Annotated in this window: 21 protein-coding genes and 1 riboswitch; of the genes, 13 read left to right on the top strand and 8 right to left on the bottom strand. The window is 76.2% G+C overall.

The genetic code is table 11. The annotated features are described in order from the left end of the window. Positions 1-349: 349 nt before the first annotated feature. From ABRQ22_RS19220 to cobA, 5 genes are all read left to right on the top strand, one after another. Positions 350-2,104, top strand: a complete 1,755-nt coding sequence (locus ABRQ22_RS19220; RefSeq protein ID WP_253050869.1) for a nitrite/sulfite reductase — start codon at positions 350-352, stop codon at positions 2,102-2,104. 176 nt (positions 2,105-2,280) lie between these two features. Then, entirely contained in the window at positions 2,281-2,994 is a 714-nt protein-coding gene (locus tag ABRQ22_RS19215) for a phosphoadenylyl-sulfate reductase (protein ID WP_353709585.1), read from the top strand. 8 nt (positions 2,995-3,002) lie between these two features. Then, entirely contained in the window at positions 3,003-4,010 is a 1,008-nt protein-coding gene (cysD, locus tag ABRQ22_RS19210; protein ID WP_353707843.1) for a sulfate adenylyltransferase subunit CysD, read from the top strand. After that, complete coding sequence (locus ABRQ22_RS19205) at positions 4,010-5,398, top strand: GTP-binding protein (RefSeq protein WP_353707842.1); 1,389 nt, start codon at positions 4,010-4,012, stop codon at positions 5,396-5,398. The genes cysD and ABRQ22_RS19205 overlap by 1 nt, the downstream gene beginning before the upstream one ends. Positions 5,399-5,408: 10 nt before the next feature. Continuing rightward, positions 5,409-6,812: a uroporphyrinogen-III C-methyltransferase gene (gene cobA / locus ABRQ22_RS19200; RefSeq protein WP_353707841.1), complete on the top strand. Its 1,404-nt coding sequence runs from the start codon at positions 5,409-5,411 to the stop codon at positions 6,810-6,812. Between the two features lie 8 nt (positions 6,813-6,820). On the opposite strand, the gene ABRQ22_RS19195 is transcribed toward cobA, so the two are convergent. The 3 genes from ABRQ22_RS19195 to ABRQ22_RS19185 form a co-directional block, all read right to left on the bottom strand. Next, complete coding sequence (locus tag ABRQ22_RS19195) at positions 6,821-8,365, bottom strand: hypothetical protein (RefSeq protein WP_353707840.1); 1,545 nt, start codon at positions 8,363-8,365, stop codon at positions 6,821-6,823. Positions 8,366-8,418: 53 nt separating this feature from the next. Then, a complete protein-coding gene (locus ABRQ22_RS19190; RefSeq protein WP_253051426.1) occupies positions 8,419-9,036 on the bottom strand; it encodes a response regulator transcription factor in 618 nt (205 codons plus the stop codon). Between the two features lie 77 nt (positions 9,037-9,113). After that, positions 9,114-10,544: a PspC domain-containing protein gene (locus ABRQ22_RS19185; RefSeq protein ID WP_353707839.1), complete on the bottom strand. Its 1,431-nt coding sequence runs from the start codon at positions 10,542-10,544 to the stop codon at positions 9,114-9,116. A gap of 136 nt (positions 10,545-10,680) precedes the next feature. Between ABRQ22_RS19185 and ABRQ22_RS19180 the strand changes: the two genes are divergently transcribed. Continuing rightward, entirely contained in the window at positions 10,681-12,432 is a 1,752-nt protein-coding gene (locus tag ABRQ22_RS19180) for a PspC domain-containing protein (protein ID WP_353707838.1), read from the top strand. Further along, on the top strand, positions 12,432-13,013 hold the full coding sequence (locus ABRQ22_RS19175; RefSeq protein WP_353707837.1) for a hypothetical protein: 582 nt from the start codon (positions 12,432-12,434) through the stop codon (positions 13,011-13,013). The genes ABRQ22_RS19180 and ABRQ22_RS19175 overlap by 1 nt, the downstream gene beginning before the upstream one ends. Before the next feature lie 181 nt (positions 13,014-13,194). On the opposite strand, the gene ABRQ22_RS19170 is transcribed toward ABRQ22_RS19175, so the two are convergent. Next, complete coding sequence (locus ABRQ22_RS19170; protein WP_353707836.1) at positions 13,195-13,968, bottom strand: hypothetical protein; 774 nt, start codon at positions 13,966-13,968, stop codon at positions 13,195-13,197. A 180-nt stretch (positions 13,969-14,148) separates the two neighbouring features. On the opposite strand from ABRQ22_RS19170, the gene ABRQ22_RS19165 reads away from it, so the two are divergent. Further along, positions 14,149-15,309, top strand: a complete 1,161-nt coding sequence (locus ABRQ22_RS19165; protein ID WP_353707835.1) for a glycosyltransferase family 4 protein — start codon at positions 14,149-14,151, stop codon at positions 15,307-15,309. Positions 15,310-15,313: 4 nt separating this feature from the next. On the opposite strand, the gene guaA is transcribed toward ABRQ22_RS19165, so the two are convergent. Together guaA and thiE are read right to left on the bottom strand one after the other, a co-directional pair. After that, positions 15,314-16,927: a glutamine-hydrolyzing GMP synthase gene (guaA, locus tag ABRQ22_RS19160; RefSeq protein WP_308202267.1), complete on the bottom strand. Its 1,614-nt coding sequence runs from the start codon at positions 16,925-16,927 to the stop codon at positions 15,314-15,316. 43 nt (positions 16,928-16,970) lie between these two features. Further along, the gene (gene thiE / locus ABRQ22_RS19155) at positions 16,971-17,657 is read right to left on the bottom strand and encodes a thiamine phosphate synthase (protein ID WP_353709584.1); all 687 of its coding nucleotides are present in this window, start codon (positions 17,655-17,657) and stop codon (positions 16,971-16,973) included. 90 nt (positions 17,658-17,747) lie between these two features. Next, positions 17,748-17,827: riboswitch (TPP riboswitch) on the top strand. Between the two features lie 4 nt (positions 17,828-17,831). On the opposite strand from thiE, the gene ABRQ22_RS19150 reads away from it, so the two are divergent. The 3 genes from ABRQ22_RS19150 to ABRQ22_RS19140 all read left to right on the top strand — a co-directional run bounded on the left by ABRQ22_RS19150 (position 17,832) and on the right by ABRQ22_RS19140 (position 20,320). Beyond that, positions 17,832-19,229, top strand: a complete 1,398-nt coding sequence (locus ABRQ22_RS19150) for an FAD-dependent oxidoreductase (protein WP_353707834.1) — start codon at positions 17,832-17,834, stop codon at positions 19,227-19,229. A gap of 5 nt (positions 19,230-19,234) precedes the next feature. Beyond that, entirely contained in the window at positions 19,235-19,468 is a 234-nt protein-coding gene (gene thiS / locus ABRQ22_RS19145; RefSeq protein ID WP_308202266.1) for a sulfur carrier protein ThiS, read from the top strand. Between the two features lie 108 nt (positions 19,469-19,576). After that, a complete protein-coding gene (locus ABRQ22_RS19140) occupies positions 19,577-20,320 on the top strand; it encodes a thiazole synthase (protein ID WP_253051422.1) in 744 nt (247 codons plus the stop codon). 83 nt (positions 20,321-20,403) lie between these two features. On the opposite strand, the gene ABRQ22_RS19135 is transcribed toward ABRQ22_RS19140, so the two are convergent. Both ABRQ22_RS19135 and ABRQ22_RS19130 read right to left on the bottom strand, forming a co-directional pair. Continuing rightward, positions 20,404-21,669, bottom strand: coding sequence for a ThiF family adenylyltransferase (locus ABRQ22_RS19135; RefSeq protein WP_353707833.1), 1,266 nt, complete (start codon positions 21,667-21,669; stop codon positions 20,404-20,406). Then, positions 21,666-22,106: a DUF3817 domain-containing protein gene (locus ABRQ22_RS19130; RefSeq protein WP_353707832.1), complete on the bottom strand. Its 441-nt coding sequence runs from the start codon at positions 22,104-22,106 to the stop codon at positions 21,666-21,668. Before ABRQ22_RS19130 ends, ABRQ22_RS19135 begins: the two co-directional genes overlap by 4 nt. Positions 22,107-22,229: 123 nt before the next feature. Between ABRQ22_RS19130 and ABRQ22_RS19125 the strand changes: the two genes are divergently transcribed. After that, entirely contained in the window at positions 22,230-24,026 is a 1,797-nt protein-coding gene (locus ABRQ22_RS19125; protein WP_253050858.1) for an ABC transporter ATP-binding protein, read from the top strand. Continuing rightward, positions 24,023-25,756: an ABC transporter ATP-binding protein gene (locus ABRQ22_RS19120; protein WP_253050857.1), complete on the top strand. Its 1,734-nt coding sequence runs from the start codon at positions 24,023-24,025 to the stop codon at positions 25,754-25,756. The genes ABRQ22_RS19125 and ABRQ22_RS19120 overlap by 4 nt, the downstream gene beginning before the upstream one ends. Positions 25,757-25,784: the final 28 nt, after the last annotated feature.

The raw sequence follows: 25,784 nt of genomic DNA, 5'->3' as shown, positions 1-25,784 counted from the left end.
GCCGGGTCGCTCGACAAACTGGACCCATCCAGTCTAGTATTTCAGGTTTCCCACCATGCGGACGAGGGGTGTCCACCACGCTGGACGGCGGCTATCGTTCTGCGCATGACCACGGCAGCCCGCACCCTCCTCGTGACCTCGCGTCACGGGATGCCGGCGTGCGCGCACACGTGTCTCAGCTGTTGTCGCTGAACCGCGCCCGACTCAGCGCGAGCCCGCACGCTCGCCTCTCTCTCCCCGGAGAAACCCTGAGAACCGGCGCGCGCCGTCGGTCCTCAGCCACTCGCACCCTCGCTGAGCGCTCGCCGTCGCGCGTCCCCGCCCCCGAACGAGGACACGAGGAACCCCGATGACGCAGGCCACGACTGCGCCGGAGACCACCGAGGACGCCGCCGCGCGACCTGGTCGTCCCGCCGGCGAGCGCGCCGCCCGGCCGGCGCGCGCCGCCCGCCCGAACGGGCAGTGGAAGGTGGACGGCACCGAGCCGCTCAACGCCAACGAGGAGCTCAAGCGCGCGGGCAACGGCCTCGACGTGCGCGAGCGCATCGAGACGATCTACGCCCGCGAGGGCTTCGACTCCATCCCCGGCGACGACCTGCACGGCCGCTTCCGGTGGTGGGGCCTCTACACCCAGCGCAAGCCCGGGATCGACGGGGGCAAGACGGCGACGCTCGAGCCGCACGAGCTCGAGGACAGGTACTTCATGCTCCGCGTCCGCTCGGACGGCCAGGAGCTCGACGTCCGCGCGCTGCGCGTCCTCGGCGGCATCTCGCGCGACTTCGCGCGGGGGTCGGCCGACATCACCGACCGGCAGAACATCCAGTACCACTGGATCGAGATCGAGTCCGTCCCCGAGATCTGGGACCGCCTCGCGACCGTCGGCCTCGAGACGACGACGGCCTGCGGCGACACCCCGCGCGGCTTCCTCGGCAGCCCGGTCGCCGGCATCGCGGCGGACGAGATCATCGACCCGACTCCCGTGATCCTCGAGATCAAGCGCCGGTACATCGGCGACCCCGAGCTCGCGAACCTCCCGCGCAAGTTCAAGACCGCGATCACCGGGCACCCCAGCCTCGACGTCGTGCACGAGATCAACGACGTGTCGCTCGTCGGCGTCGTGCACCCCGAGCTCGGCCCCGGCTACGACCTCTGGGTCGGCGGCGCGCTCTCGACGACCCCGCGCCTCGGCGAGCGCCTGGGCGCCTTCGTCACCGAGGAGCAGGCGGCCGACGTGTGGCACGGCGTCGTGCGGATCTTCCGCGACTACGGCTACCGCCGGCTGCGCAACAAGGCGCGCCTGAAGTTCCTCCTCGCCGACTGGGGCACGGAGAAGTTCCGCGAGGTGCTCGAGAGCGAGTACCTGGGGTACCGCCTCGCCGACGGCCCCGCGCCCGCGCCGGCGACCGGTCCGGGCGACCACGTGGGCGTGCACCTCCAGAAGGACGGGGACTACTACGTCGGGGCCGCCCCCGTCGTGGGGCGCGTGGGCGGCAGCACGCTCACGGGTCTCGCGGACCTGGTGGAGAAGGTCGGCGCCCGGTCGGTGCGCCTCACGGCGCACCAGAAGCTGGTCGTCCTGGGGGTCCCGCCCGAGGGCGTGGACGAGCTCGTCGCGGGCCTCGAGCCGCTCGGGCTCACCGCCCGGCCGAGCCCGTTCCGCCGCTCGACCATCGCGTGCACGGGCATCGAGTTCTGCAAGCTCGCGATCGTCGACACCAAGGACACGGCCGCGCGCGTCATCGGCGAGCTCGAGGAGCGCCTCGCGGACGTCCCGTCGCTGGTCGAGCGGCCGCTCGACCTCAACATCAACGGCTGCCCCAACTCGTGCGCGCGCATCCAGACGGCGGACATCGGCCTGAAGGGCCAGATCATCACCGTCGACGGCGAGCAGATGCCCGGGTACCAGGTGCACCTCGGCGGCGGCCTCGTCGGCACGGGGCGCGACGAGGGCGGGCTCGGGCGCACGGTGCGCGGTCTCAAGGTGCCCGCGACGCAGATCGCCGACTACGTCGAGCGCGTCGTGCGCCGCTACGAGGCGGACAAGGACGGCGCCGAGACGTTCGCCGAGTGGGCGCACCGGGCCGACGAGGAGGCGCTCCAGTGAGCGGGGACCAGGACGTGACCACGACGACGGCCGGCACCTCGCCGTCGGGCGCTCCCGACCCACTGGCCGCGCTGCGCGCCGCGGCGCAGGCCAGGGCCGAGCAGCGCGAGAGCGCGAAGGCCGCGCACCACGCGGAGCGCGCGCGGCACGGCCGGCCGAAGCGGTCGCTCGACGAGCTGCGCGAGATCGCGCGGCGCGGCGCGGCGCTGCTGCACGGCGCGGGCACGCCCGGCGTCGAGGGCGCCACGCGCCCCGAGGCGACCGCGGAGGAGGTCATCGCCTGGGCTGCGCGCGAGTTCGGGACGTCCGTCGCGGTGGCGTGCTCCATGGCCGACGCCGTGCTCCCCCACGTCGTGGCGGCGCAGATCCCCTGGGTCGACGTGCTGTTCCTCGACACGGGGTACCACTTCGCCGAGACGGTCGGCACGCGGGACGCCGTCGAGCAGCAGATGGACGTGACGATCGTCGACGTCCGGCCCGAGCTCACGGTCGCCCAGCAGGACGCCGCGCACGGCAAGGACCTGTTCTCGCGCGACCCCGGCCTGTGCTGCCAGATGCGCAAGGTCGAGCCCCTGCACCGCACGCTCGCGGGCTACGAGGTGTGGGTCACGGGGGTGCGCCGTGACGAGGCGCCGACCCGGACGGGCACGCCCCTCGTCACGTTCGACGAGAAGAACGGGCTCGTGAAGATCAACCCGCTCGCGGCCTGGTCGTTCGACGACCTGCTCGCGTACGCCGCGCGGCACCAGGTGATCCTCAACCCCCTGCTGAACGACGGCTACCCGTCGATCGGCTGCCAGCCGTGCACCCGGCGCGTCGCGCCGGGCGAGGACCCGAGGGCCGGCCGCTGGGCGGGGCTCGACAAGACAGAGTGCGGACTCCACGTATGAGGACGGGCATGACGACCATCGACCTGACGACCGACGCACCGGGCTCCCCCGCCGGTGCTCCCGCCGGCGCCCGCGCGGACGCGCCGGTCCCCGGCTCGGCGCTGCCCGGCGGGCGCCGTCTCGCGCAGCTCGACGCGCTCGAGAGCGAGGGCATCCACATCGTCCGCGAGGTGGTGGCCGAGTTCGAGCGCCCCGTGCTGCTGTTCAGCGGCGGCAAGGACTCCGTGGTGATGCTGCACCTCGCGGTCAAGGCGTTCGCGCCCGGCCCCGTGCCGTTCCCGGTGCTGCACGTGGACACGGGCCACAACTTCCCCGAGGTGCTCGCCTACCGCGACGCGACGGCGGCCCGCCTGGGCCTGCGGCTCGAGGTCGCGAGCGTCCAGGACTACCTCGACGACGGCCGCCTGCGCGAGCGCGCGGACGGGACGCGCAACCCCCTGCAGACGCAGCCGCTGCTCGACGCGATCTCGGGGCACAAGTTCGACGCCGTGTTCGGCGGCGGCCGGCGCGACGAGGAGAAGGCGCGCGCCAAGGAGCGCGTGTTCTCGCTGCGCGACGAGTTCGGACAGTGGGACCCGCGCAACCAGCGCCCGGAGCTGTGGAACCTCTACAACGGGCGCCACCGGCCCGGCGAGCACGTCCGCGTGTTCCCGCTGTCGAACTGGACCGAGCTCGACGTGTGGCGCTACATCGCACGCGAGCGCATCGAGCTCCCCGAGCTCTACTACGCACACGAGCGCGAGGTGTTCGACCGCGACGGGATGCTGCTCGCCGTCGGGCCGTACTCGGAGCCCCGCACGGACGCCGAGGCCGCGTCGCGGCGGACCGAGACGGTGCGCTACCGGACCGTCGGCGACATGTCGTGCACCGGCGCCGTGCGGTCGGACGCGACGGGCGTCGAGGACGTCATCGCCGAGGTCGCCGCGACGCGCATCACCGAGCGCGGCGCGACCCGCGCCGACGACCGCCTCTCCGAGGCCGCCATGGAGGACCGCAAGAAGGAGGGGTACTTCTGATGGGCACCCAGACCAGCACCGGCGCCGTCACCGAGGGCACGACCGTCCCGCTCGACGACGCGCGCCGCGGCACGCTGCTGCGCCTCGCGACGGCGGGCTCCGTCGACGACGGCAAGTCCACGCTCGTGGGCCGCCTCCTCTTCGACTCGAAGTCCGTGCTCGCGGACCAGCTCGACGCCGTCGAGCGCGTCTCGCGCGACCGCGGCCTCGAGTCGGCCGACCTCGCGCTCCTCACGGACGGACTGCGCGCCGAGCGCGAGCAGGGCATCACGATCGACGTGGCGTACCGGTACTTCGCGACCGCGCGCCGGTCGTTCATCCTCGCCGACTGCCCCGGGCACGTGCAGTACACGCGCAACACCGTCACGGGAGCGTCGACGGCGGACGTCGTCGTGCTGCTCATCGACGCGCGCAAGGGCCTGCTCGAGCAGACGCGCCGCCACCTCGCGGTCGCGAGCCTCCTGCGCGTGCCGCACGTCGTCGTCGCGGTCAACAAGATCGACCTCGTCGACTACAGCGAGGCCCGGTACGAGGAGCTCGCGGCGGACATCCGCGCGGCCGCGACCTCGCTCGGCGTCGGCGACGTGCACACCATCCCGGTGTCCGCGCTCGTGGGCGACAACGTGGTGGACCGCGCGAGCGCGAACACGCCCTGGTACGACGGCCCGAGCCTGCTCGAGCTGCTCGAGGAGCTCCCGACGGGCGACGACCCGGAGACCGAGGCGTTCCGCTTCCCCGTCCAGGTGGTCATCCGCCCGCAGGCGGCGGCCGACGAGCGCTACCGCGACTACCGCGGGTACGCCGGGCAGGTGGCGTCGGGCGTCGTGACGGTCGGGGACGAGGTCGTCGTGCTGCCGTCCGGTCGCCGCACGACCGTCGTCGGGATCGACACGGCCGACTCGCTCGCGTCCGGCGAGGTGCTCACGGAGGCGTTCGCGCCGCAGTCCGTGACGATCCGCCTCGCCGACGACGTGGACGTCGCGCGCGGCGACCTCATCGCCTCCGCCGCGGAGGCCCCCGAGGTCACGCAGGACGTCGAGGGCACCGTCGCGTGGCTCAGCGACCGCCCGCTCCTGCCCGGCGCGCGCGTGCTGCTCAAGCACACGACCCGCACGGTGCAGGCGGTGGTGCGCGACGTCGTCGGGCGGCTCGACCTCGACACCGCCGAGCTCGACCCGGCCGAGCGCCTCGACCTCAACGACATCGGCCGCGTGACCCTGCGGCTCGCGTCGCCCGTCGCGGCCGAGGAGTACGTCGTGGCCCGCCGCACGGGCGCGTTCCTGCTCGTCGACGCCCAGGACGGCGGCACGCTCGCCGCCGGCATGGTCGGCGACGCGCTCGCCGCCGCCCGGCGTCCGGCGTCCCGGCCCGGCTCGTACGCGATCTAGGCTGGACGCCGTGACCGCACCCGAGCACGAGACGTACCCCCTGGGCCTGCGTCTCGACGGTCGCCGGGCCGTCGTCGTCGGCGGCGGCCCCGTCGCGGCGCGCCGCACGCGGGGGCTCCTCGACGCGGGCGCCGTCGTGACCGTCGTCGCGCCGTTCGTCTGCGAGGACCTCGCGGAGCTGCTCGCGGTGCACGGCCCCGCCGGCGACGCGCACGGGCACGTCGCCCTGCCCGCGGACCACGGTGCGCGGCTGTCGTGGGTGCGGCGCGACTACCTCACCGGGGACCTCGACGGCGCGTGGCTCGTCCACACCGCGACCGGCGACCCGGGCGTGGACTCCCAGGTCGCCGCCGACGCCGAGGCCGACCGGGTCTTCTGCGTCGCCGCGGGCGACGCGGACCTCGCGACCGCGTGGGTGCCCGCCGTGGCACGCACGCGCGTCCCGGGCGGCGCGTCCCGCGGCGCCCCGGCCGCGGAGGTCACGGTGTCCGTCAACGCGGGCCGGGACCCGCGCCGCGCCCAGCGCGTCCGCGACGCCGTCGCGGCGCTGCTCGAGACGGGAGAGCTCCCGCTCCGTGCGGTCCGCCCGGCGGGCACGCGCCCCACGGCCGACGACGACGCCCCCCGCGCCGGGGCCGTCTCGGAGCCGCTCGTGCGGCCGGTGGGGACGGTCGCGCTCGTCGGGGGCGGCCCCGGCGACGCCGGGCTGATCTCGGTGCGGGGACGCCGCCTCCTGGCGGAGGCGGACGTCGTCGTGGTCGACCGGCTCGGGCCGCGCGGCCTGCTCGCCGAGCTCGGCGACGACGTCGAGGTCGTGGACGTCGGCAAGACGCCGGGCCACCACCCGGTGCCGCAGGCGGAGATCAACCGGATCCTCGTGCACCACGCGCTCGTCGGGCGGCGGGTCGTGCGGCTCAAGGGCGGCGACCCCTACGTGTTCGGGCGCGGCGGCGAGGAGGCCGAGGCGTGCCGCGAGCACGGCATCCCGGTCGAGGTCGTCCCGGGCGTGACGAGCGCCGTCTCCGTGCCCGCCGCGGCGGGCATCCCCGTCACGCACCGCGGCCTGTCGCGCGGGTTCACCGTGCTCACCGGGCACGAGGACGTCGGCAAGGTCCCCGCCGCGACCGACCACACGGTCGTCCTGCTCATGGGCGTCTCTCGCCTCGCGGAGACGGCCGCCGCGCTCGTGGCGCAGGGCCGTCCGCCCGAGACGCCGGTCGCGGTCGTGGAGGACGGCTACGGCCCGCGCCAGCGCACGACCGTCGGCACCCTCGCGACCATCGCCGACCGCGCGCGCGAGGCGGGCGTCCGCCCGCCGGCCGTGACCGTCGTCGGCGACGTGGTGACCCTCTCCCCCGCCTGGCCCGCCGACGCCCCCGGCGACGGCCACGGCGCGCGTCGCCGCTCCGGGTAGCCGCTGACTCAGCCTCCCGGTCGCGCCGGGTCGTCGTGCGGGACCAGCACCCGCACGCCCGGGCGGTCGAGCACGGTCGTCGTCGCCTCGTCGAGAGCCCGCCACGTCTCGTCGCTGAACCCGTCGCCGGTCGTCCGCACGAGGACGGCGGACGTCCCCGAGGTCAGGTAGCGCAGCGCCTCGGCCTGCCAGGCGAGGTTCCGACGGCGCGGGACGGCCTCCCCGTCGGCGTCGCGCGCGCCGAGGTCGTAGGTGTACCCCGAGAGGTCCACCGGGAGCTCGCAGCCGCGCTCCAGGTCGCGGCTCAGCACGTCGAGGACGGCCAGCATCCCGGGGGAGTCGGCGCGCACGCAGCCGTCGTCCGGGAGCCGGGCCGCGACCTCGGCCGTCGGGAGGGGCACGAAGCGGGGCGCGGTCAGCACGGCCGCCACCAGGAGGGCTCCCGCCCCGGCGCTCAGGACCGTCCCCGCCACGACCCGGCCCGGGCGCGGCAGGAGCGAGCACGCCGCTGCCAGGACGAGGACCAGGGCGGGCGCCGGGAAGGCGGCGTACTGCGCGTACGCGGACGGCGCGGCCAGCAGCACGCCGACCTGCGCCACGAGCAGCACGACCCAGAGCCGTCCCCGCCGCCCGGCCCAGGCGACGACCGCCGCGACGGTCAGCAGCACCAGCACGGTCCAGACGGCCGCGACCTGGGCCCGGGGCGACACGAGCTCCTCGAGACCTCCCGTCCCCGTGATCCACACGAGCCGCTGCTCGAGGTCTTTCGGCTCCCGCGGCCGGCCGAGCTGGGAGAGCACCACCATGCGGACCATGTCCGGGCCCGCAGCGAGGAGGAACGGCAGCAGCACGGTCGCCAGCGCGACGACGGCGCCCGCGGCGGCGCGGGCGGCGGTGCGCCACCCGGCGACGGCCAGGAGCCAGAGGAGCACGACGGCCAGCGGCACGACGCCCCAGATCTTGACCGTCGCGCCGAGCCCGAGGACGGCGCCGCCCGCCCACGCCCAGAGACGCCCGCTGCCGGTGCCCTCCCGGCGTGCGTCGAGGCCCCGGAGCAGCAGCACGACCCCGCCGAGCAGGCACAGGGAGCCCAGGGGCTCGAGCAGCGTGAGGCGCTCGGCCCACGCCGCGGCGTAGGACACCGCGTACAGGACGCCGCCCACGACCGCGGCCGTCGCGCCCCACCGGCGCGCGACGCGCGTCACGAGCACGGCGTTGGCCGCGCCGACGAGCATGAGGCCGACGCGCGCGGCGACCAGGGCGTGGTCGTCGCTCGTCCATGCGGTGAGCCCCGCGAAGGGCGTCAGGGCGAGCATCGAGCCGGGCGGGTGCAGCAACAGGAAGTCCCGGTAGGGCAGGCGGCCGTGCACGAACGCCACCGCCGCCGAGAAGTACACGCCGTCGTCGTACCCGCGGTACGCACCGACCCCGGCCGAGCCGCCGACGAGGTGCCACCGCACCGCGAACGCCAGCACCGCCACGACGGCGGCCACGATCCACCCCCACCGAGCGGCAGCGGGCTCGCGGCGCGGGGCACGGGCTGCCATGCTCACACCCGCCAGTGTGCGTCAGGCCCGGGGCGGGCGCGCGACACGGGGCGGTGCCGCTAGAGGAGGCGGCGCTGGGCCGCCCAGCGGGTGAGCTCGTGGCGGGAGGACAGCTGGAGCTTGCGCAGGACCGCGGAGACGTGGGTCTCGACCGTCTTGATCGAGATGAACAGCTCGGACGCGACCTCGCGGTAGGTGTACCCGCGCGCGATGAGGCGCATGACCTCCTGCTCGCGCGCGGACAGCCGGTCCAGCTCGTCGTCGCGCACCGCGACGTCGCCCGCCCCCGTGCCGAACGCGTCGAGCACGAAGCCCGCGAGGCGCGGCGAGAACACCGCGTCGCCGCCCGCGACCTGCCCGACGGCGGCCGACAGGTCCGGCCCGGAGATCGCCTTCGTCACGTAGCCGCGCGCACCGGCGCGGATGACCGCGACGACGTCCTCCGCGGCGTCGGACACCGACAGCGCGAGGAACCGCACGTCGCCGAGCACGTCGGCGCAGCGCTGGACGACCTCCGCGCCGCCGCCCCCGCTGCCGCCCGGCAGGTGCACGTCGAGGAGCACGACCGGGGGGCGCAGCTCGTGCACGCGCGCGACGGCGGACTCGACGTCGTCCGCCTCCCCCACCACGGTGACGAGGGCGGGGTCGAGGCTCGCGCGCACTCCCGCCCGGAACATGTGGTGGTCGTCGACGAGCACCACCGGGACGGGGCCGGTCGCGGGTCCGCCGGCGGCCGGCGTGCTGGGGATGGTCGTCACGGGGTCTCCTGGTTCGACGGTGCGCTCGACGGTGCGCTCGACGGCGGGCGGGCGGGCTCGGGCTCGGCCGTCAGGGCGCGCGGCACGCGCAACCGTACCTCCGTGCCCCATCCGGGCCTGCTGATGATCTCGGCCTTCCCGCCGCGGCGCTGGACCCGGCCGAGGATCGACTCGCGGACGCCGAACCGGTCGGGTGCGACGTCCTCCATGTCGAAGCCGTCGCCGCGGTCGCGCACGAAGACCTCGACGGCCGCGTCGCTGACCTCCAGGTAGACCGAGTAGGGCGGACCGCCGTGCGCGACGGCGTTGACGAGCGCCTCGCGCGTCGCCTGCAGCAGCGCCGCGGTCTCCTGGGTGGGCGTGCAGTCGCCCACCACGACGACGTCGACCACGACCGGCCCGGGGTCGGTCTCGCCGGTCGACCCGCCGGGCGCCCCGACGGGCGCGCCGATGGGCTCCGCACGACGGCCCACGCGCCCGTCCTCGACCTCCGCGACGAGCCCGCGCAGCTCGGCGGCGAGCGACGTCCCGGGCGAGGGGCGGTCGTCGTACAGCCACTCGCGCAGCTCGCGCTCCTGGGCGCGCGCGAGGCGCGCGACGGTGTCGGCGTCGGACGACCGGGCGCGGATGAGGGCGAGCGTCTGCAGCACCGAGTCGTGCAGGTGCGCCGCGATGTCGGCGCGCTCGGCCTCGCGGGCGCGCGCGGCGCGCTCGTCGCCGAGCTCGCGCACGAGCTTGAGCCACCACGGCGCGAGCACGATCGCGACGCCGGCGAGCACCGCGACCGCCGCGACCGCCGCGCGGACGATCTGGGTGGGCCGCGCGTCCTGCCCCACGAGGAGGACGATGCCCACGAGGACGAGCACGACGCCGCCCGCGATGCGGAGGACCCCGGCGGGCGTGCGCCCGCCGGCACGGGTGAGCAGCCGGCCGCGCTCGACGGCGTCGAGCTGGCTCCACGCGAGCGCCGCGCCCGCGAGCGCGATGAGGACCGGGATCACCCACGACACCTCGACGTCGACGCCCGTGCGCAGCGCCACGAGCAGCGCGGCACCGCCCAGCAGGACGACGCCGATCGCGACGTCGCGCACGGGCAGGCGGCGCACGCTGCCCTGGAGCCGGGGGGCGAGCCGCGACAGCGACGCCGGGCGCTGCTCGTCCCGTGCCGCGGCCGGGTCGCCGGACGGGACCGTGAGCCACCAGAACACGTAGAGCGCGACGCCCGCGCCGCCCGCGAGCCCGAGGAGCGCCATCACGAGGCGCACCACCCCGACGCTCACGCCCAGGTGGGCCGCGAGCCCGGCGCACACGCCCGCGACCCACCGGCCGCGCTCGGGGCGGCGCAGCGGCAGGCCGCGCGGTCGGGAACCGGGCCCGGGACCGGTGGGTGCACCGGGCCGCGGGCCGGGGCGGGCAGGAGTCGTCACCCCCCGATCGTCACACGTCGCGGGCGCCCGGAGCGTCCCCGGACGGGGAAACCAGGGTCGGTCCGCGGCCGGTTCAGGGTCGGGTCAGGGTGGCACCCGATACCGGCGGGCCGGCTCCCGGGCCAGCATGGTGGCCATGAGCACTCCCGACCTTCCCGGACCCGGCGCCCAGCCCGGGCCCTCCGGCGGCGCCGCCGACGCGTCCGGCGCGCAGCCCGGCACCGTCCCTCCCGGGCCGAGCGGACCCGACCCCGCGTGGGCCGGGCCCGCCGGCCCGTCCGACCCCGGCCAGGGCCCTCCGCAGGGCAGCCCCCAGGGCCCTCCGCAGGGCCCTGGCGGGACCCGCCCGAACGGCACCGACGGCTTCTTCGACGCCGTCCGCCGCGTGGGCATCTTCCGCTCGGACGACCGGTGGATCGGCGGCGTCGCGTCCGGCGTCGCCGAGCGGTTCGGGATCGACCCGCTCATCGTGCGCGGGCTCCTCTTCGTGACGTTCTTCCTGTCGGGCGCCGGGCTCGTCCTCTACGGCGCGGCCTGGGCCCTGCTGCCGGAGCGTCGGGACGGGCGCATCCACCTCCAGGAGGCGTTCCGCGGCAACGTGGACGTCGCGCTGCTCGGCGCGGCCGCGTTCGTCGTCGTCGGGTTCTCCTGGGGCGGCGGCTGGTGGTCGTGGTGGGACGCGCTCCACCTCGGGTGGCTGACCGGCCTGTTCTGGGTCGCGGCGTTCGTCACCGTGGCGGTCGTCGTGGTCTCCGCGCTCACCCAGCGCGGCCCCCGGGGGCCCCAGGGCGCACCGCCGCAGGCGCCGCCGTGGCCCGGTGGCCCCGGCGCACCCGGCCACGGCCCAGGTGGACCGGGCTACGGTCCGGGCGGGCCGGCCTACGGTCCGGGCGGGCCGGGCTACGGTCCGGGCGGGCCGGGCTACGGTCCGGGCGCTGCCGGTGGCGACCCCGCGCCGGCCGACGCCCCGTGGGGCTCCCCGGGAGCGCCGTCGGGCACCGCGCCGTCGGGTCCGCAGGACCGCACGACCTGGTCCGCCGAGACGAGCCCGTACGCCTCGACCGCGCCCGGCGCCACCGCGCCCCTCCCCCCGTACGCCCCGGGCGCACCGCTCGGCGCGACCGCGGCACCGCAGCGGGCCCACCAGGGACCGCGGAACCCGTCCGCGCAGCAGCCCCCGAGGCCTCCGCGCGCCCCCCAGCCGCCGAAGCCCCCGCGGCCTCGCGGACCCGGCGCGACCACGACGGGGGTCGTGGTCGGGCTGAGCCTCCTGCTCGGTGCGTTCCTGCTCGTCGTCGACCGGCAGGGCGAGCTGCCCTGGCCCGTGTTCCTCACCTGGGCGGGCTTGTCCGGGATCCTCGCGGGCCTGGCGATCGTCGTGAGCGGCCTGCGCGGGCGCACCAGCGGCGGCCTCGGCTGGCTCGCGGTGCTCCTGCTGGTCGTCGCGCTCCCCGCGTCCGCGTGGCGGTCCGCCCCGTTCACGTTCTTCCTCGACGACTCCGTGCGGACCGTCACGGACAGCACGCACCGCGTGACCGACCCGGACGTCGCCGAGGAGGGCTTCGGCGTGACCTTCGGCGACCCGACGATCGACCTCTCCGGGCTGGACCTGTCCGACGCGTCCGGCGCGTCCCCCGTGGAGGTCCCGATCCAGCTCGGCGCCGGGGACGCGACCGTCGTCGTGCCCGACGGCGTCCCCGTCCGCGCCCAGGTCCAGGTGCTCGCCGGGAACGCCCGCTGGCACGTCGACGGCGACCGGCAGGAGATCGGCGGCGTCAGCACGCAGCCGGTCACGTTCGACAACGACGAGGTCCAGTCCGGCGACGACCCGCTGCTCGTGCTGCGGGTCGAGGTCGGTGCCGGCCAGATCACGATCGAGGAGGACTGATGAACGACTCCGGACGCCGCGACGACGAGACGCGGCCGCTCGGCGACGAGCTGTTCGACACCCCGCAGGCCGGGTCCCCGAAGGCGGACGCCCACCCGACGGTCCCGCTGACCACCGAGCCTCCGGCCACGGAGCCGCTCGGGTCGCCCCGACCCGCGGTCCACCCCACGGAGCCGCTGCCCACCACGCAGGCACTGGACGGGGAGACCTCCGTCCTGGACGTGGGCGTGCCCGCGACGCCTGCGCACACGGGTGCTGCTCCGGACGGCACGACGACGTCCGGCCAGGCCGCCGGTGCCGTGCCACCGGTCGGGCCGTCCGCCTCGGCGACGCCCTCGACGCCCTCGGCTCCCGCGTCGCCCGTCGCGCCCGCCGGACCCCCGTCGCCCGGCCGGCGCGGACCGCGCGTCTCCACGATCGTGTGGGGATTCGTCCTCGTCGCGTTCGGCGTCGTCGTCCTCGCCGCCGCACTCGGTGCGCGGGTCGACCTCGGGCTGGCCACGATCGTCGTGCTCGCCGCGGCGGGCCTCACGCTCGTGGTCGGGTCGATCGTCTCGGGGGCTCGGCGCCGGCGCGGCTGAGCCCGGACCCGTCGCGCGCGGACCGGTGACCGGGGACGCACACCCGGGCGGGAGACACCGAGGGGCCGTGGCACGTGTGCCACGGCCCCTCGCCGTGTCCGAGCGACGCCGCCCCGCACGCTCTCCCCGGTGCGACCCGGTGGGAACGGGTCCTCGGCGTCCGGACGGACGGCCGGGACGATCAGGGGGTGGGCTCGTCACCCCGGCGCTCGGGCGAGGTGCCCGTGGGTCCGGTCACGGGCGGCGTCGTGTCCGGTGAGGCGGCGGGCGACGCGCCGGGGGCGGACGGCGTCCCGGTGCCCGGTGCGCCGGTCGGCTCGACCGGGGTCGCGGCCGCGCGGGCCTCGGCGCCGGGCGTCGAGAGCGCGGACGTGCGGCCCGGCGCCTCGACGGGACGAGTCGGCTCCGGACGGACGGGCGGGGCGGTCCGCGCGGGCTCCGCGTGCACGGGGGCGGCGTGGCGTCCCGCGTCCGACAGGTCGCCCGACGACGTGTACGCCCCCGGCGTCTCGACCGCGACGCTGGGGCCGCCCGCGAGTCGCCGGAGCGCGATCCCGACGAGGATGAACAGGATGCCGAGCCCCATGACGAGCAGGCACACCCCGAACGCGACGACGGACGTGAAGAGCGACGCCCGGAGGAACGACGCCGTCATGACCGTCTGCCGCGTGGGGTCGTCCTGGTCGAGCTCGGCGTACGTCTGGCCGCCGCTCGCCTCGAGCGCGTGCTTGTTGATGACCTCGGCCTGCGCGTACGCGGTGAGCGGCCCGTTGACGTGGCGGCCCGCCAGGAACGACGCGTCGTCCGAGACGGTGATCTCCTCGGCGGACAGCTGGTTCGCCACCACGATCCAGGTGCCGATGCCCGCGAGGAGGAGGACGATGCCGGCGATGATCGACACGAGGCCGATGCCTCGGGCCCCCTTGGCCGGCGTGACGGTGACGGTGCTCGACATGGCGCGTTCTCCCCTTCGTCAGGACCCACCTGCTGCCGCACCGCGGTCCGCGACCCGCGGGCGCGGGTCCGCCGCAGGGCGGTCGAACCACCCATACGGGACCCACGGTAGCGACGACGGCGGTCCCCCGCGCGGCGAACGCGCACCTCAGCGCCGCGCCGGGATGGGAGGATGCCGACCGTGCGCATCACCCACCTGACCGACTGCTACCTCCCCCTGCTCGGCGGGATCGAGACCCAGGTCGCGCGGCTCGCGCAGCAGCAGGCGGCGGCCGGCCACGACGTCGCGGTCGTGTGCACCACGCCGGCGCGCCCCGGCGCGCACGGCGTGTCGACCGAGCGGGACGGCGACGTCACGGTGCACCGGCTGGCGGCACGCGTGCCGGGCGGCTACCCCGTCCACCCGCGCGCGCCGCACCACGTGGCGCGGATCCTCGGCGCGGACCGGCCCGACGTCGTGCACCTGCACATGGGCGTCCTCACCCCCTCGACGCAGGCGTCGCTGCGCACGGTCGTGCGCGCCGGGCTGCCCGCCGTGCTCACCGTGCACAGCGTGTGGGGCGGGGCCGAGAAGGCGTTCGCCGCGCTCGACCGCGTCACACGCTGGTCGAGCTGGCCCGTGCTCTGGTCGGCGGTGAGCGAGCTGACCGCCGCTCCCCTGCGCCGCATCGTCGGCGACCACGGCGAGGTCGTGGTCCTGCACAACGGCCTCGACCTCGACGCGTGGCGCGTCCCCCGCACCGAGCGCGCCGACCGCATGGAGGGCGCGGCCGTCCACGTCGTGGCCGCGACGCGGTTCGCGCCGCGCAAGCGCGTGCTGCCGTTCCTGGAGGTCGTGCGGGACGCCGTCGGGCGCCTCCCCGAGGGGGCGCTCCACGTGACGCTCGCCGGGGACGGACCGGAGCTGGCCGACGCGCGGCGCTTCGTCACGGAGCACGGGCTGGGGTCGGTCGTGTCGCTGCCCGGCCGCCTCGACGCGACCGGGCTCAAGCGCCTCTACGCACGGGCCGACGTGTTCGCCGCGCCCGCCGTCGAGGAGGCGTTCGGCATCGCCGCGCTCGAGGGCCAGGCCGCCGGGCTGGCGGTGCTCACCCGCTCGCAGTCGGGCGTCGCGGAGCGCCTCACCGACGGCGTCGACGCGCTCCTCGCGGACGACGACGCCGGGCTCGCCGACGCGCTCGTGCGGCTCGCGACCGAGGACGACCTGCTCGACCGGATCGTCGCGCACAACCGCGACGTGCCGTCGTCGGCGGGCTGGCCGCGCGTGCTCGCCGACGTGGAGCGGGCATACGAACGGGCCGCGACGATCGCCGTGGATCGTCGGGCCCGTCCGTCCCGCTAGGGGGTCACTCCCACTCGATGGTGCCCGGGGGCTTGCTCGTCACGTCGAGCACGACGCGGTTGACCTCGGAGACCTCGTTGGTGATGCGCGTCGAGATGACGGACAGCACGTCGTAGGGCAGGCGCGTCCAGTCGGCCGTCATCGCGTCCTCGGACGAGACGGGGCGCAGCACGATCGGGTGGCCGTAGGTGCGGCCGTCGCCCTGGACGCCGACCGAGCGGACGTCGGCGAGCAGCACGACCGGGCACTGCCAGATCTCGTCGTCGAGTCCCGCCTTCGTCAGCTCCTCGCGCGCGATCGCGTCGGCCGCGCGCAGCGTCTCGAGGCGGTCCGCCGTGACCTCGCCGACGATGCGGATGCCGAGCCCGGGACCCGGGAACGGCTGGCGCGCGACGATCTCCTCGGGCACGCCGAGCTCGCGGCCGACCGCGCGGACCTCGTCCTTGAACAGGGTGCGCAGCGGCTCGACGAGCGAGAACTGCAGGTCGTCGGGCAGGCCGCCGACGTTGTGGTGGCTCTTGATGTTCGCCGCGCCCTCGCCGCCGCCGGACTCGACGACGTCCGGGTAGAGCGTGCCCTGCACGAGGAACTTCACCTCGGCGCCGTGCTCGCCCGCGTCCTCGACGATCTGGCGCGCGGCGTCCTCGAACACGCGGATGAACTCGCGGCCGATGATCTTGCGCTTGGTCTCCGGGTCGCTGTGCCCGGCGAGCGCCGTGAGGAACCGCTCCTTCTCGTCGCGGATCACGAGGTTGACGCCCGTCGCCGCGACGAAGTCGCGCTCGATCTGCTCGACCTCGCCCGCGCGCATCAGCCCGTGGTCGACGTGCACGCACGTGAGCTGGTCGCCCACCGCGCGCTGCACGAGCGCCGCGGCGACGGCGGAGTCGACGCCGCCCGAGAGCGCGCAGATGACGCGCGCGTCGCCGACCTGGGCGCGGATCGCCGCGACCTGGTCCGCGATGACGTTGCCGGGCGTCCAGTCCGGGGCCAGCCCGGCGCCGTCGTACAGGAAGTGCTCCAGCACGGTCTGGCCGTGCGCGGAGTGCTTGACCTCGGGGTGCCACTGCACGCCGTAGAGGCGACGCTCGCGGTCCTCGAACGCGGCGACCGGCGAGCCCGACGACGTCGCGAGGACCTCGAAGCCCTCGGGCGCGCGGTGCACCGCGTCGCCGTGGCTCATCCACGTGGTCTGGTGCTCCGGCGTGCCGTCGAGCAGCACGCCCGCGGCGCACACCTCGACCTCGGTGCCGCCGTACTCGCGCAGGCCCGTCTGGGCGACCTCGCCGCCGAGCGCCTTGGCCATGGCCTGGAAGCCGTAGCAGATGCCCATCACGGGCACGCCGGCCTCGAACAGCGCCGGGTCGACGAACGGGGCGCCGGTCGCGTACACCGACGACGGCCCGCCGGAGAGGATGATCGCCACCGGGTCCTTCGCGAGCATCTGCTCGACCGTGAAGGTGTGCGGCACGATCTCGGAGTAGACCTTGGCCTCGCGCACGCGGCGCGCGATGAGCTGCGCGTACTGGGCGCCGAAGTCGACGACGAGCACGGGGCGCGGGGTCGCGGCGACCTCGGCGGTGGTGGGGGTGTCGGGAGCGGTGGCGGGTGACGTCACGGCTCCAGGATAGTCGCCGCGCGGCGCGGTCCCGTCCCGCGTCTCAGGCGCCGGTGGGCTCGGCGGCGCGCTCGGCCGCTCGCTCGGCGACCCGCCCGCGCAGCGCCCGGGCGGCCGCCTCCGGGTCTGGCGCCTGCGTGATCGCCCGCACGACGACGACGCGGGTCGCCCCGGCGTCGAGGACCGCGTCCAGCCGCTCCGCGTCGATCCCGCCGATCGCGAACCAGGGCGTCGTGGGCCGGGTCGCGGCGACGTCGCGCAGCAGGTCGAGCCCGACCGCGGCGCGCCCCGGCTTCGTCGGCGTCGCCCAGAGGGGGCCCACGCAGAAGTAGTCGACGTCCGGGTCCGCCTCGGCCGCGGCCGCCTGGTCGGCCGAGTGGGTGGACCGGCCGAGCACCGGCGCGGCCCCGAGCAGGGATCGCACCGCGGAGACCGGCAGGTCGCCCTGACCCATGTGGACGACGGGTGCACCGGTGAGCGCCGCCACGTCGGCCCGGTCGTTCACGGCCCACAGGGCGCCGTGCTCCGTCGCGACCCGTGCGACGAGCTCCTGGAGCTCGAGCTCGCGCGCCGCGACGAGCGTCTTGTCGCGGAGCTGGACCACGTCGACCCCGCCCGCGAGCGCCGCCCGCAGGAAGTCCTCGAGGTCGCCGCGCTCCTCGCGCGCGTCGGTGCACAGGTAGACGCGTGCGTCGGCGAGCCGGGCCCGCGCGTCGTCCGCAGCCGGCACGGCGGGGTTCGCGGGCGTGGCGAAGGTCTCGGTGCTCACCCGCCGGAGCCTAGCCGCGCCCGCTCCCCCGCGCGGGTACTGTGGCCGACAGCACGGGAGCCCCGCACGGGGCTGAGAGGGCGTCGGAGCCGACCGTCGAACCTGATCTGGGTCATGCCAGCGAAGGGAGCGCGCATGCACACCCCCGTCCGTCCCGGGCCCCGCCCGCCGGGAGCCGGCCCTGCCGCGCCCGACGGCGCGCGCGACCTCGTCGTCGTGGGCGGCGGGATCGTGGGGCTCGCCGTGGCGTGGCGCGCCGTGCGCGCCGGCCTGTCGGTCACGGTGCTGGACCCGGCGCCGGGCGACGGCGCGACGCACGCCGCGGCCGGGATGCTCGCCCCCGTCACGGAGGCCGACTTCGGCGAGGACGCGGCGCTGCGCCTGCACCTCGCCGCCGCCGCGGCGTGGCCGGGGTTCGCCGCCGACCTGCGCGCCGCGACCGGGGCCGACGTCGGTCTGCGCACCGCGGGCACCCTCACGCTCGCCTACGACGCCGACGACCTCGCCCTGCTCCGCCGCGTCCTCGCCCTCCACGCGGAGCACGGCCTCGCCTCGCGCGAGCTCACCGTCGCCGACGCCCGTCGGCGCGAGCCGTATCTCGGCCCGCGGGTCGCGGGCGCCGCCTGGGCGCCGGACGACCACGCGGTCGACCCGCGCGCGGTGCACGCCGCCCTGCTCGGCGGGCTGCACGGCCTGGTCGGTGGCGGCACCGGAGCGGGCTCCGGGCCGGGGACGCTCGCGGGGTCGGGCACCGGATCCGCGGCAGGCGCCGTCGTCGTGCGGGCGTCCGCGACGCGGCTCGCGCTCGGCCGGGCCGGGCGGGTCGTGGGCGTGCACGACGACGCGGGCCGGCTCCACGCGGCGGGCGCGGTCGTCGTCGCGGCGGGATGGGAGTCCGGAGCGCTCCTCGCGGACGTGCCGGGCGTCGTCGTGCCGACCCGGCCGGTCAAGGGGCAGACGTTGAGGCTCGACGCCGGGCCGGACCTCGCGCTGGAGCACGTGGTGCGCGGGGTCGTGCAGGGGCGACCCGTGTACGTCGTGCCGCGCGACCCGGTCCCGGACGGGCAGGGTCGCGGCGTCGCGGGTCACCGGGAGGTCGTCGTCGGCGCGACCACCGAGGAGAACCCCGACGACCGCCGCGCGACCGCGGGCGGCGTCTTCGCCCTGCTGCGCGACGCGCGCGCCCTGCTGCCCGGGATCGACGAGGCCGCGCTCGTCGACGTGACGCCCCGGGCGCGCCCCGCGACCCCGGACAACCTCCCGCTCGTCGGTCCGACCGGCGTCCCGGGGCTGCACCTCGCGACGGGGCACGGCCGCAACGGCATCCTGCTCGCGCCGCTCACCGCCGACGCGGTGATGGCCGGGCTCACGGGTGCCGCGCTCTCGCCCACCGTCGCGGCCGCCCTCGCCCCCACCCGCACCGACCGCTTCGCCGAACCCGGGATCGCTCCCCACGGCGGGCCCGACCTGGGGAGCGACCCCGGGTTCGGCACCGTCCGGTCCGCCGCGTTCTCCCTGACGACACCGAGGTGATCTCCGTGACCCGACCTGCTCCGACCGCGCTCGTCAACGGCGAGCCGTACCCGCTCGACGCCCCCGTGCACCTCGAGCAGCTCGTCGCGGCGCTCGTGCCCGCGTACGTCGCCGACGGGACGCCGCAGGGCGTCGCCGTCGCGGTGGACGACGCCGTCGTGCCGCGCGGCTCGTGGGCGACGACCGTCGTCGCGCCGGGTGACCGCATCGAGATCGTGACCGCCGTCCAGGGCGGCTGAGGAGGACCCGTGACCACGACCGACATCTCCCCCGCGCCCGCGCACCGACCGTCGGACGGCGGCGACCCGCTCGTCGTCGCCGGCACGACGATCGGGTCCCGCCTCGTCATGGGCACCGGCGGGGCGGCGAACCTGCTCACGCTCGAGGACGCGCTCGTCGCCTCGGGCACCGCACTGACGACCGTCGCGATGCGCCGCGTCGCCGTGCGCGCCGGTGGCGTGGCCTCCCCCGACGCCGGGATCTGGGCGCTCCTCGCGCGACTCGGCATCCGGGCGCTGCCCAACACGGCCGGGTGCTTCTCGGTGCGCGAGGCCGTGCTCACCGCGCACCTCGCGCGCGAGGCGTGCGGCACCGAGTGGGTCAAGCTCGAGGTGATCGCGGACGACGTCACGCTCCTGCCCGACCCCGTCGGCCTCGTCGAGGCGGCCGAGCAGCTCGTGCGCGACGGGTTCGTCGTGCTGCCCTACACGAACGACGACCCGATCCTCGCGCGCCGGCTCGAGGACGTCGGGTGCGCCGCCGTCATGCCCCTCGGTGCGCCGATCGGCACCGGCCTCGGCATCCTCAACCCCCGCAACATCGAGGCGATCGCCGCCGCCGCGCGCGTGCCCGTGATCCTCGACGCGGGGATCGGCACGGCGTCCGACGCCGCGCAGGCCATGGAGCTCGGGTGCGCCGGCGTCCTGCTCGCGACCGCCGTCACGCGCGCCGCCGACCCGGTCCGCATGGCGCACGCGATGCGCCTCGCCGTCGAGTCGGGCCGCCTCGCCGCCGGTGCCGGCCGCATCCCCCGCCGCGAGGGCGCCCTCGCGAGCTCGTCCCCCCAGGGTCGACTCGACCTCGCCCTCTGACGCCGGTCCCGCCAGCGGATCAGGCCGTCCTGGCTCGTCAGCCGACCAGGACCCGCGACGTCCACCTGCTCGGCGGGGGCGGACTAGGTGGCCGGGGTCGTTTCCAGGGCGTCGAGGAGGGCGGGGACGCCGCCGACGACCGAGCGGGCGTCGATCCCGGCGGCGCGCGCGACGTCGGCGACGCGGGCCGAGCGGCCGCCGACCGCGCACAGGACGAGCACGGGTCGGTCCGTCGGGAGGTCCGCGAGCGCCGCGGCGGGGTCGCCCGTGAGGAACGTGCCGCTCGGCACGAGGGTCGACCCGGGCAGGGGACGCACCTGCGCCTCCCAGTCCTCGCGCACGTCGAGCAGGTACGGGGCCGTGCCGTCGTCGCCCAGCAGGGCCGCCGCGTCGCGCGCGGTGACGTCGCGCTCCCCCGTGACCGGCCGCGCGACCGACGTCGCCGGGGCCAGTCCGCAGAACGCGGCGTAGGCGTCGTCGCCCGGCAGGAGCGCGGTGACGGGGTCGCGGGTCGGGTCGGCGCGCACGGTGAGCTGGCGCCACGAGAGGTCGAGCGCGTCGTAGACGGCGAGGCGGCCGAGCAGCGTCGTGCCGGCGCCGGTGACGAGCTTGATCGCCTCGGTCGCCATGACGGAGCCGACGGTCCCGCACATCGCGCCGAACACGCCGCCGGTCGCGCAGTCGGGCGCGGCACCGGGCGGGGGCGGGACGGGGAACACGTCGCGGTAGGTGACCCCGCGCGCCTCGCCGTCCCCCGGGCCGTCGGGAGCCGCGCCGCCCGGGCGCGGGACATCGTCGGGCAGGGCGAACCGGGGCGCGCCCCAGAAGACGCTGACCTGCCCCTGGAAGCGGTAGATCGAGCCCCAGACCACGGGCAGGCCGAGCACCTCGGCCGCGTCGGAGACGAGGTAGCGCGTGGGGAAGTTGTCGGCGCCGTCGAGCACGACGTCGTAGCCGCGCAGCACGTCGAGCGCGGTGTCCACGTCGAGGCGGACCGCGTGCTCGACGACGCGCACGTGCGGGTTGACGTCGGCGATGGCGTCGTGCGCGGAGTCGACCTTGCGGCGCCCGACGTCAGGACCGCCGTGGATGACCTGCCGCTGGAGGTTGGAGGTGTCGACGACGTCGTCGTCGACGATGCCGATCGTGCCCACGCCCGCGGCGGCCAGGTAGAGCAGGGCGGGGCTGCCGAGGCCGCCCGCGCCGACGACGAGCACGCGCGCGGCGGCGAGACGGCGCTGCCCCTCGGGGCCGACGCCGGGCAGCGCGAGGTGGCGCGCGTACCGCTCGAGCTCCGCGGTGGTCAGCTCGGGGCCGGGTGCGACGAGGGGCGCGAGCGGCGTCGTCATGACGCGTACTGCTCCTCCAGGACGGCGAGCTTGGCCTCGGCCTCGGCGTGCACCTTCTTCTCGAGGATGAACGACATGACCGGCACGACGCCCGCGAAGACCATGGCCGCGAGGCGGCCCCAGCCCCACCGCATCTTGGTCCACAGGTCGAGGACCGTCACGAGGTAGACGACGTAGATCCAGCCGTGGGCGAAGGGGATCCACGAGACGTACCGCATGACCCCGTCGACGTCGACGAGCTGGCCGACCCCGTACTTGACGAGCATCTCGACGCACAGGACGAGGAGCATCACACCGGTGATGATCGCGAGGACCCGGTAGCGGGCGAGCGCGCCGCGCGCCTTGCGGATCGCGGTGCGGGCGGCCTCCGTGCTGGGCGTCGCCGCGCCGGCGGGGGCGGGCGTGTCGGTGGGGGTGGCCGGGTCCTGCGTGGTCATGGGAGGGGTCCTCGTTCCGGGCGAGACGGCCGCGGCGGTCCGTGCCGCCGCGGTGGCGTGTGACGCGGTCGCCGCCGTTAATGCGTCGCCGCGTGTCGGACGCCGAACCTAGGGTAGAACACCGTGCGACCCCTCCCCCTCCCCGACCCGGGGACCCCCGACCTGCGCGGACCGACGCGCTACCTGCTCTGGCTGGCCCGTCGTCAGTGGACCGTGCTCACCGTCTCCGTGCTGCTCGGCCTGGCCAACTTCGCGTGCCAGGCGTTCCAGCCGTACATGCTCGGCCGCGCGCTCGACGAGGGGCTCGCGGAGGGGTTCGGGCCGGAGCTGTGGCGCTGGGCGGGCCTCCTGCTCGCGCTCGGCCTCGGGATCGTCGTCACCGGGGTCACGCAGCACCGGTTCGACATCGCGAACTGGCTGCGCTCCGCGCTCACGACGTCCCAGCTCGTGGGCGACGTCACCGCGCGCTCCGGCGACGCGATCACGGAGGAGCTGCCCACGGGCGAGGTCGTGTCGACCGTGGCGAGCGACGCCATGCGCGTCGGCCAGCTCTTCTCGATGATGGGCCAGTTCCTCGGCGCGCTCGGCGCGTACGTCGTGGTGGCGGTCATCATGCTCTCGACGTCGCTCCAGCTCGGGCTCGTCGTCGTGCTGGGCCTGCCGGTCGTGGCGGCGGTGCTCGCGCTGCTCGTCAAGCCGCTCCAGCAGCGCCAGGCCGCGCAGCGCGAGGCGCAGGGCCGGCTCACGACGCTCGGCGCCGACACCGTCTCCGGCCTGCGGATCCTGCGCGGCATCGGCGGCGAGGGCGTGTTCGTCGGCCGCTACGCGCGCCAGTCGCAGAAGGTGCGCGAGGCGGGGGTCAAGGTCGCGCACACGCAGGCCACGCTCGACGCCCTGCAGGTGCTCCTGCCGGGCCTCCTCGTCGTGCTCGTCGTCTACCTGGGCGCGACGGCGGCCCTGCGCGGCGACATCACGCCCGGGCAGCTCGTCGCGTTCTACGGGTACGCGGCGTTCCTCGGCTGGCCGCTGCAGGTCGCGACGCAGATGCTCAACATCGCGACGCGCGCCCACGTCGCGTCGCGCAAGATCGTGCGCGTCCTCGCGGTCGAGCCCGCCGCAGGCGCGACGCCGGCCACCGCGCCCATGCCGCCCGAGGGCAGCCCCCTCGTCGACGAGACGAGCGGCCTGGTCCTCGAGCCGGGCCGCGTGGTCGCGCTCGTGTCCGCGGACCCCGACGCGTCGGCGGCCGTGGCGACACGCCTGGGCCGGTTCGACGACGCCGCGGAGGCCGCGACGCCCGTGCGGCTCGGCGGGACGCTCCTCGCCGACCTGGACAAGCACGCGCTCCGGCGCCGGGTCGTCGTCGCCGAGGCGACGCCCCAGCTCTTCTCGGGCGCGCTGCGCGACGAGCTCGACCCGCGGGGTGCCGCGACCGAGGCCGACGTTCTCGCCGCCGTCACCGTCGCCGACGCCCACGACGTGCTCGACTCCGTCCCCGACGGCCTCGCGGGCGAGCTGCCCGAGAAGGGTCGCTCGCTGTCGGGCGGGCAGCGCCAGCGCGTCGCGCTCGCGCGCGCCCTGCTCACGGAGCCCGAGGTCCTCGTGCTCGTCGAGCCGACGAGCGCCGTCGACGCCCACACGGAGGCACGGATCGCCGCGCGCCTCGCCGACGCCCGGCGCGGACGCACGACGCTCGTCGTCACCGCCTCGCCGCTCGTGCTCGAGCACGTCGACGAGGTGCTGCTCCTCGAGGGCGGCCGCGTCACCGCGCGCGGCACGCACCGGGACCTCGTCGACCGCGCCCACGCGTCCGGCACCGCGCCGGACGACGACGCGGCCCGCTACCTGCGCGTCGTCGGGCGCTCGCTCGACGAGTCCCCCGTGCTCGCCCACACCGCACCCGAAGGAGGAGAGTCGTGAAGCTCCCCGTCGCCGACGGCCCCGCCGTCCGCGCCGCCGCCGGGCGGCTCTTCGCCCGCCACCGCGGCACGTTCGTGCTCATCGCCGTGCTCCACACCCTCGCCGCCGTCGCCGGGCTCGTCGGGCCCTGGCTGCTCGGCCGGCTCGTCGACGCCGTCACCGAGGGCACGACGTCGTCCTACGTGACGACGGTCGTCGCCGTCGGCGCGGGGGCCGTCGTCGCGCAGGCGGTGCTCCGCCGGTACGCCCAGCGCCTGTCCATGGTGTTCGGCGAGACGGTGTTCGCCGAGCTGCGCGAGGACCTCGTCGAGACGGTGACCTCGCTCCCCCTCTCGACGGTCGAGCGCGCGGGCACGGGCGACCTCGTCGCCCGCACGACCAACGACGTCGACCGCATCCAGCACGCGGTGCGCTTCGGCGTGCCGCAGCTCCTCGTCGCCGTCGTGACGCTCGTGCTCACGGTCGTGGCGTCGGTCGTCGTCGCGCCGCTGGTCGCGATCGCGCTGTTCGTCGGGGTCCCGCTGCTCGTCGTCGTCTCGCGCTGGTACCTCCGGCGCGCGTCGGCGGGCTACCAGCGCGAGGCCGCCGCGTACGCGACGCTCAACGGCACCATCACGGAGAACGTGGAGGGCGCGCGCACGGTCGACGCGCTCTCGCTCACCGAGCGGCGCCAGGCCCGCGTGCGCGCCGACCTCACCGAGGCGTACGAGTCGGAGAAGTACACGCTCGGGCTGCGCACCGTGCTGTTCCCCGGCATCGACCTCGCGATCGCGATCGCGCCCGTCGCGGCGCTCGTGTGGGGCGCGTGGCTGCTCTCGCAGGGGCAGACGACGCTCGGCGCGGTCGCCACGGTGACCACGTACGCGTTCCAGCTCGCGGGGCCGGTGTGGAACCTCATCTTCTGGCTCGACGAGATCCAGGTCGCCGCGGCGTCCTACGCCCGGATCGTCGGCGTCGCGCAGGTCCCCGGCGACCGCACCGCGACGGGCGACGTGCCCGACGGCGACCGGCTCGTCGCGCGCGACGTCGAGTACGCGTACCGCGAGGGCCACCCCGTGCTGCACGGCGTCTCGCTGGACCTCGAGCCGGGCGAGCGGCTCGCCGTCGTCGGTCCGTCCGGCGCGGGCAAGTCGACGCTCGGGCGCATGCTCGCGGGCATCCACCCGCCCACCGCCGGGTCGGTGCGCTCCGGCGGCGTCCGCCTCGTCGACCTGCCGCTGGAGGACCTGCGCCGTCAGGTCGCGCTCGTCACGCAGGAGCACCACGTGTTCGTCGGGACCCTGGCGGACAACCTGCGGCTCGCGAAGGTCGACGCGAGCGACGCCGAGCTCCGCGACGCGCTCGACGCCGTGGACGCGCGCGGCTGGGCGGAGTCCCTGCCCGACGGCCTGGAGACGACCGTCGGATCGGGCGGGCACGTGCTGACCCCCGCGCAGGCGCAGCAGGTCGCGCTCGCGCGGCTCGTGCTCCTCGACCCGCACACGCTCGTGCTGGACGAGGCGACGTCGCTCCTCGACCCGCGCGCGGCCCGCCACCTCGAACGCTCGCTCGACGCCGTCCTCGCGGGCCGGACCGTCGTCGCGATCGCGCACCGCCTGCACACCGCGCACGACGCCGACCGCGTCGCCGTGGTCGACGACGGCCGCATCAGCGAGATCGGCCCGCACGACGAGCTCGTCGCGGCGGGCGGCGACTACGCCCGTCTCTGGCACTCCTGGCAGCAGGAGTAGCCGCCCGCGAGATCGACCCGGCCGTCTC

This window comes from Cellulosimicrobium sp. ES-005, assembly GCF_040448685.1.
GTDB classification, from domain to species: Bacteria; Actinomycetota; Actinomycetes; order Actinomycetales; family Cellulomonadaceae; genus Cellulosimicrobium; species Cellulosimicrobium cellulans_G.
Note: the sequence above shows the minus strand (reverse complement) of the source record. Positions and strands in the feature narration are given on the sequence as shown.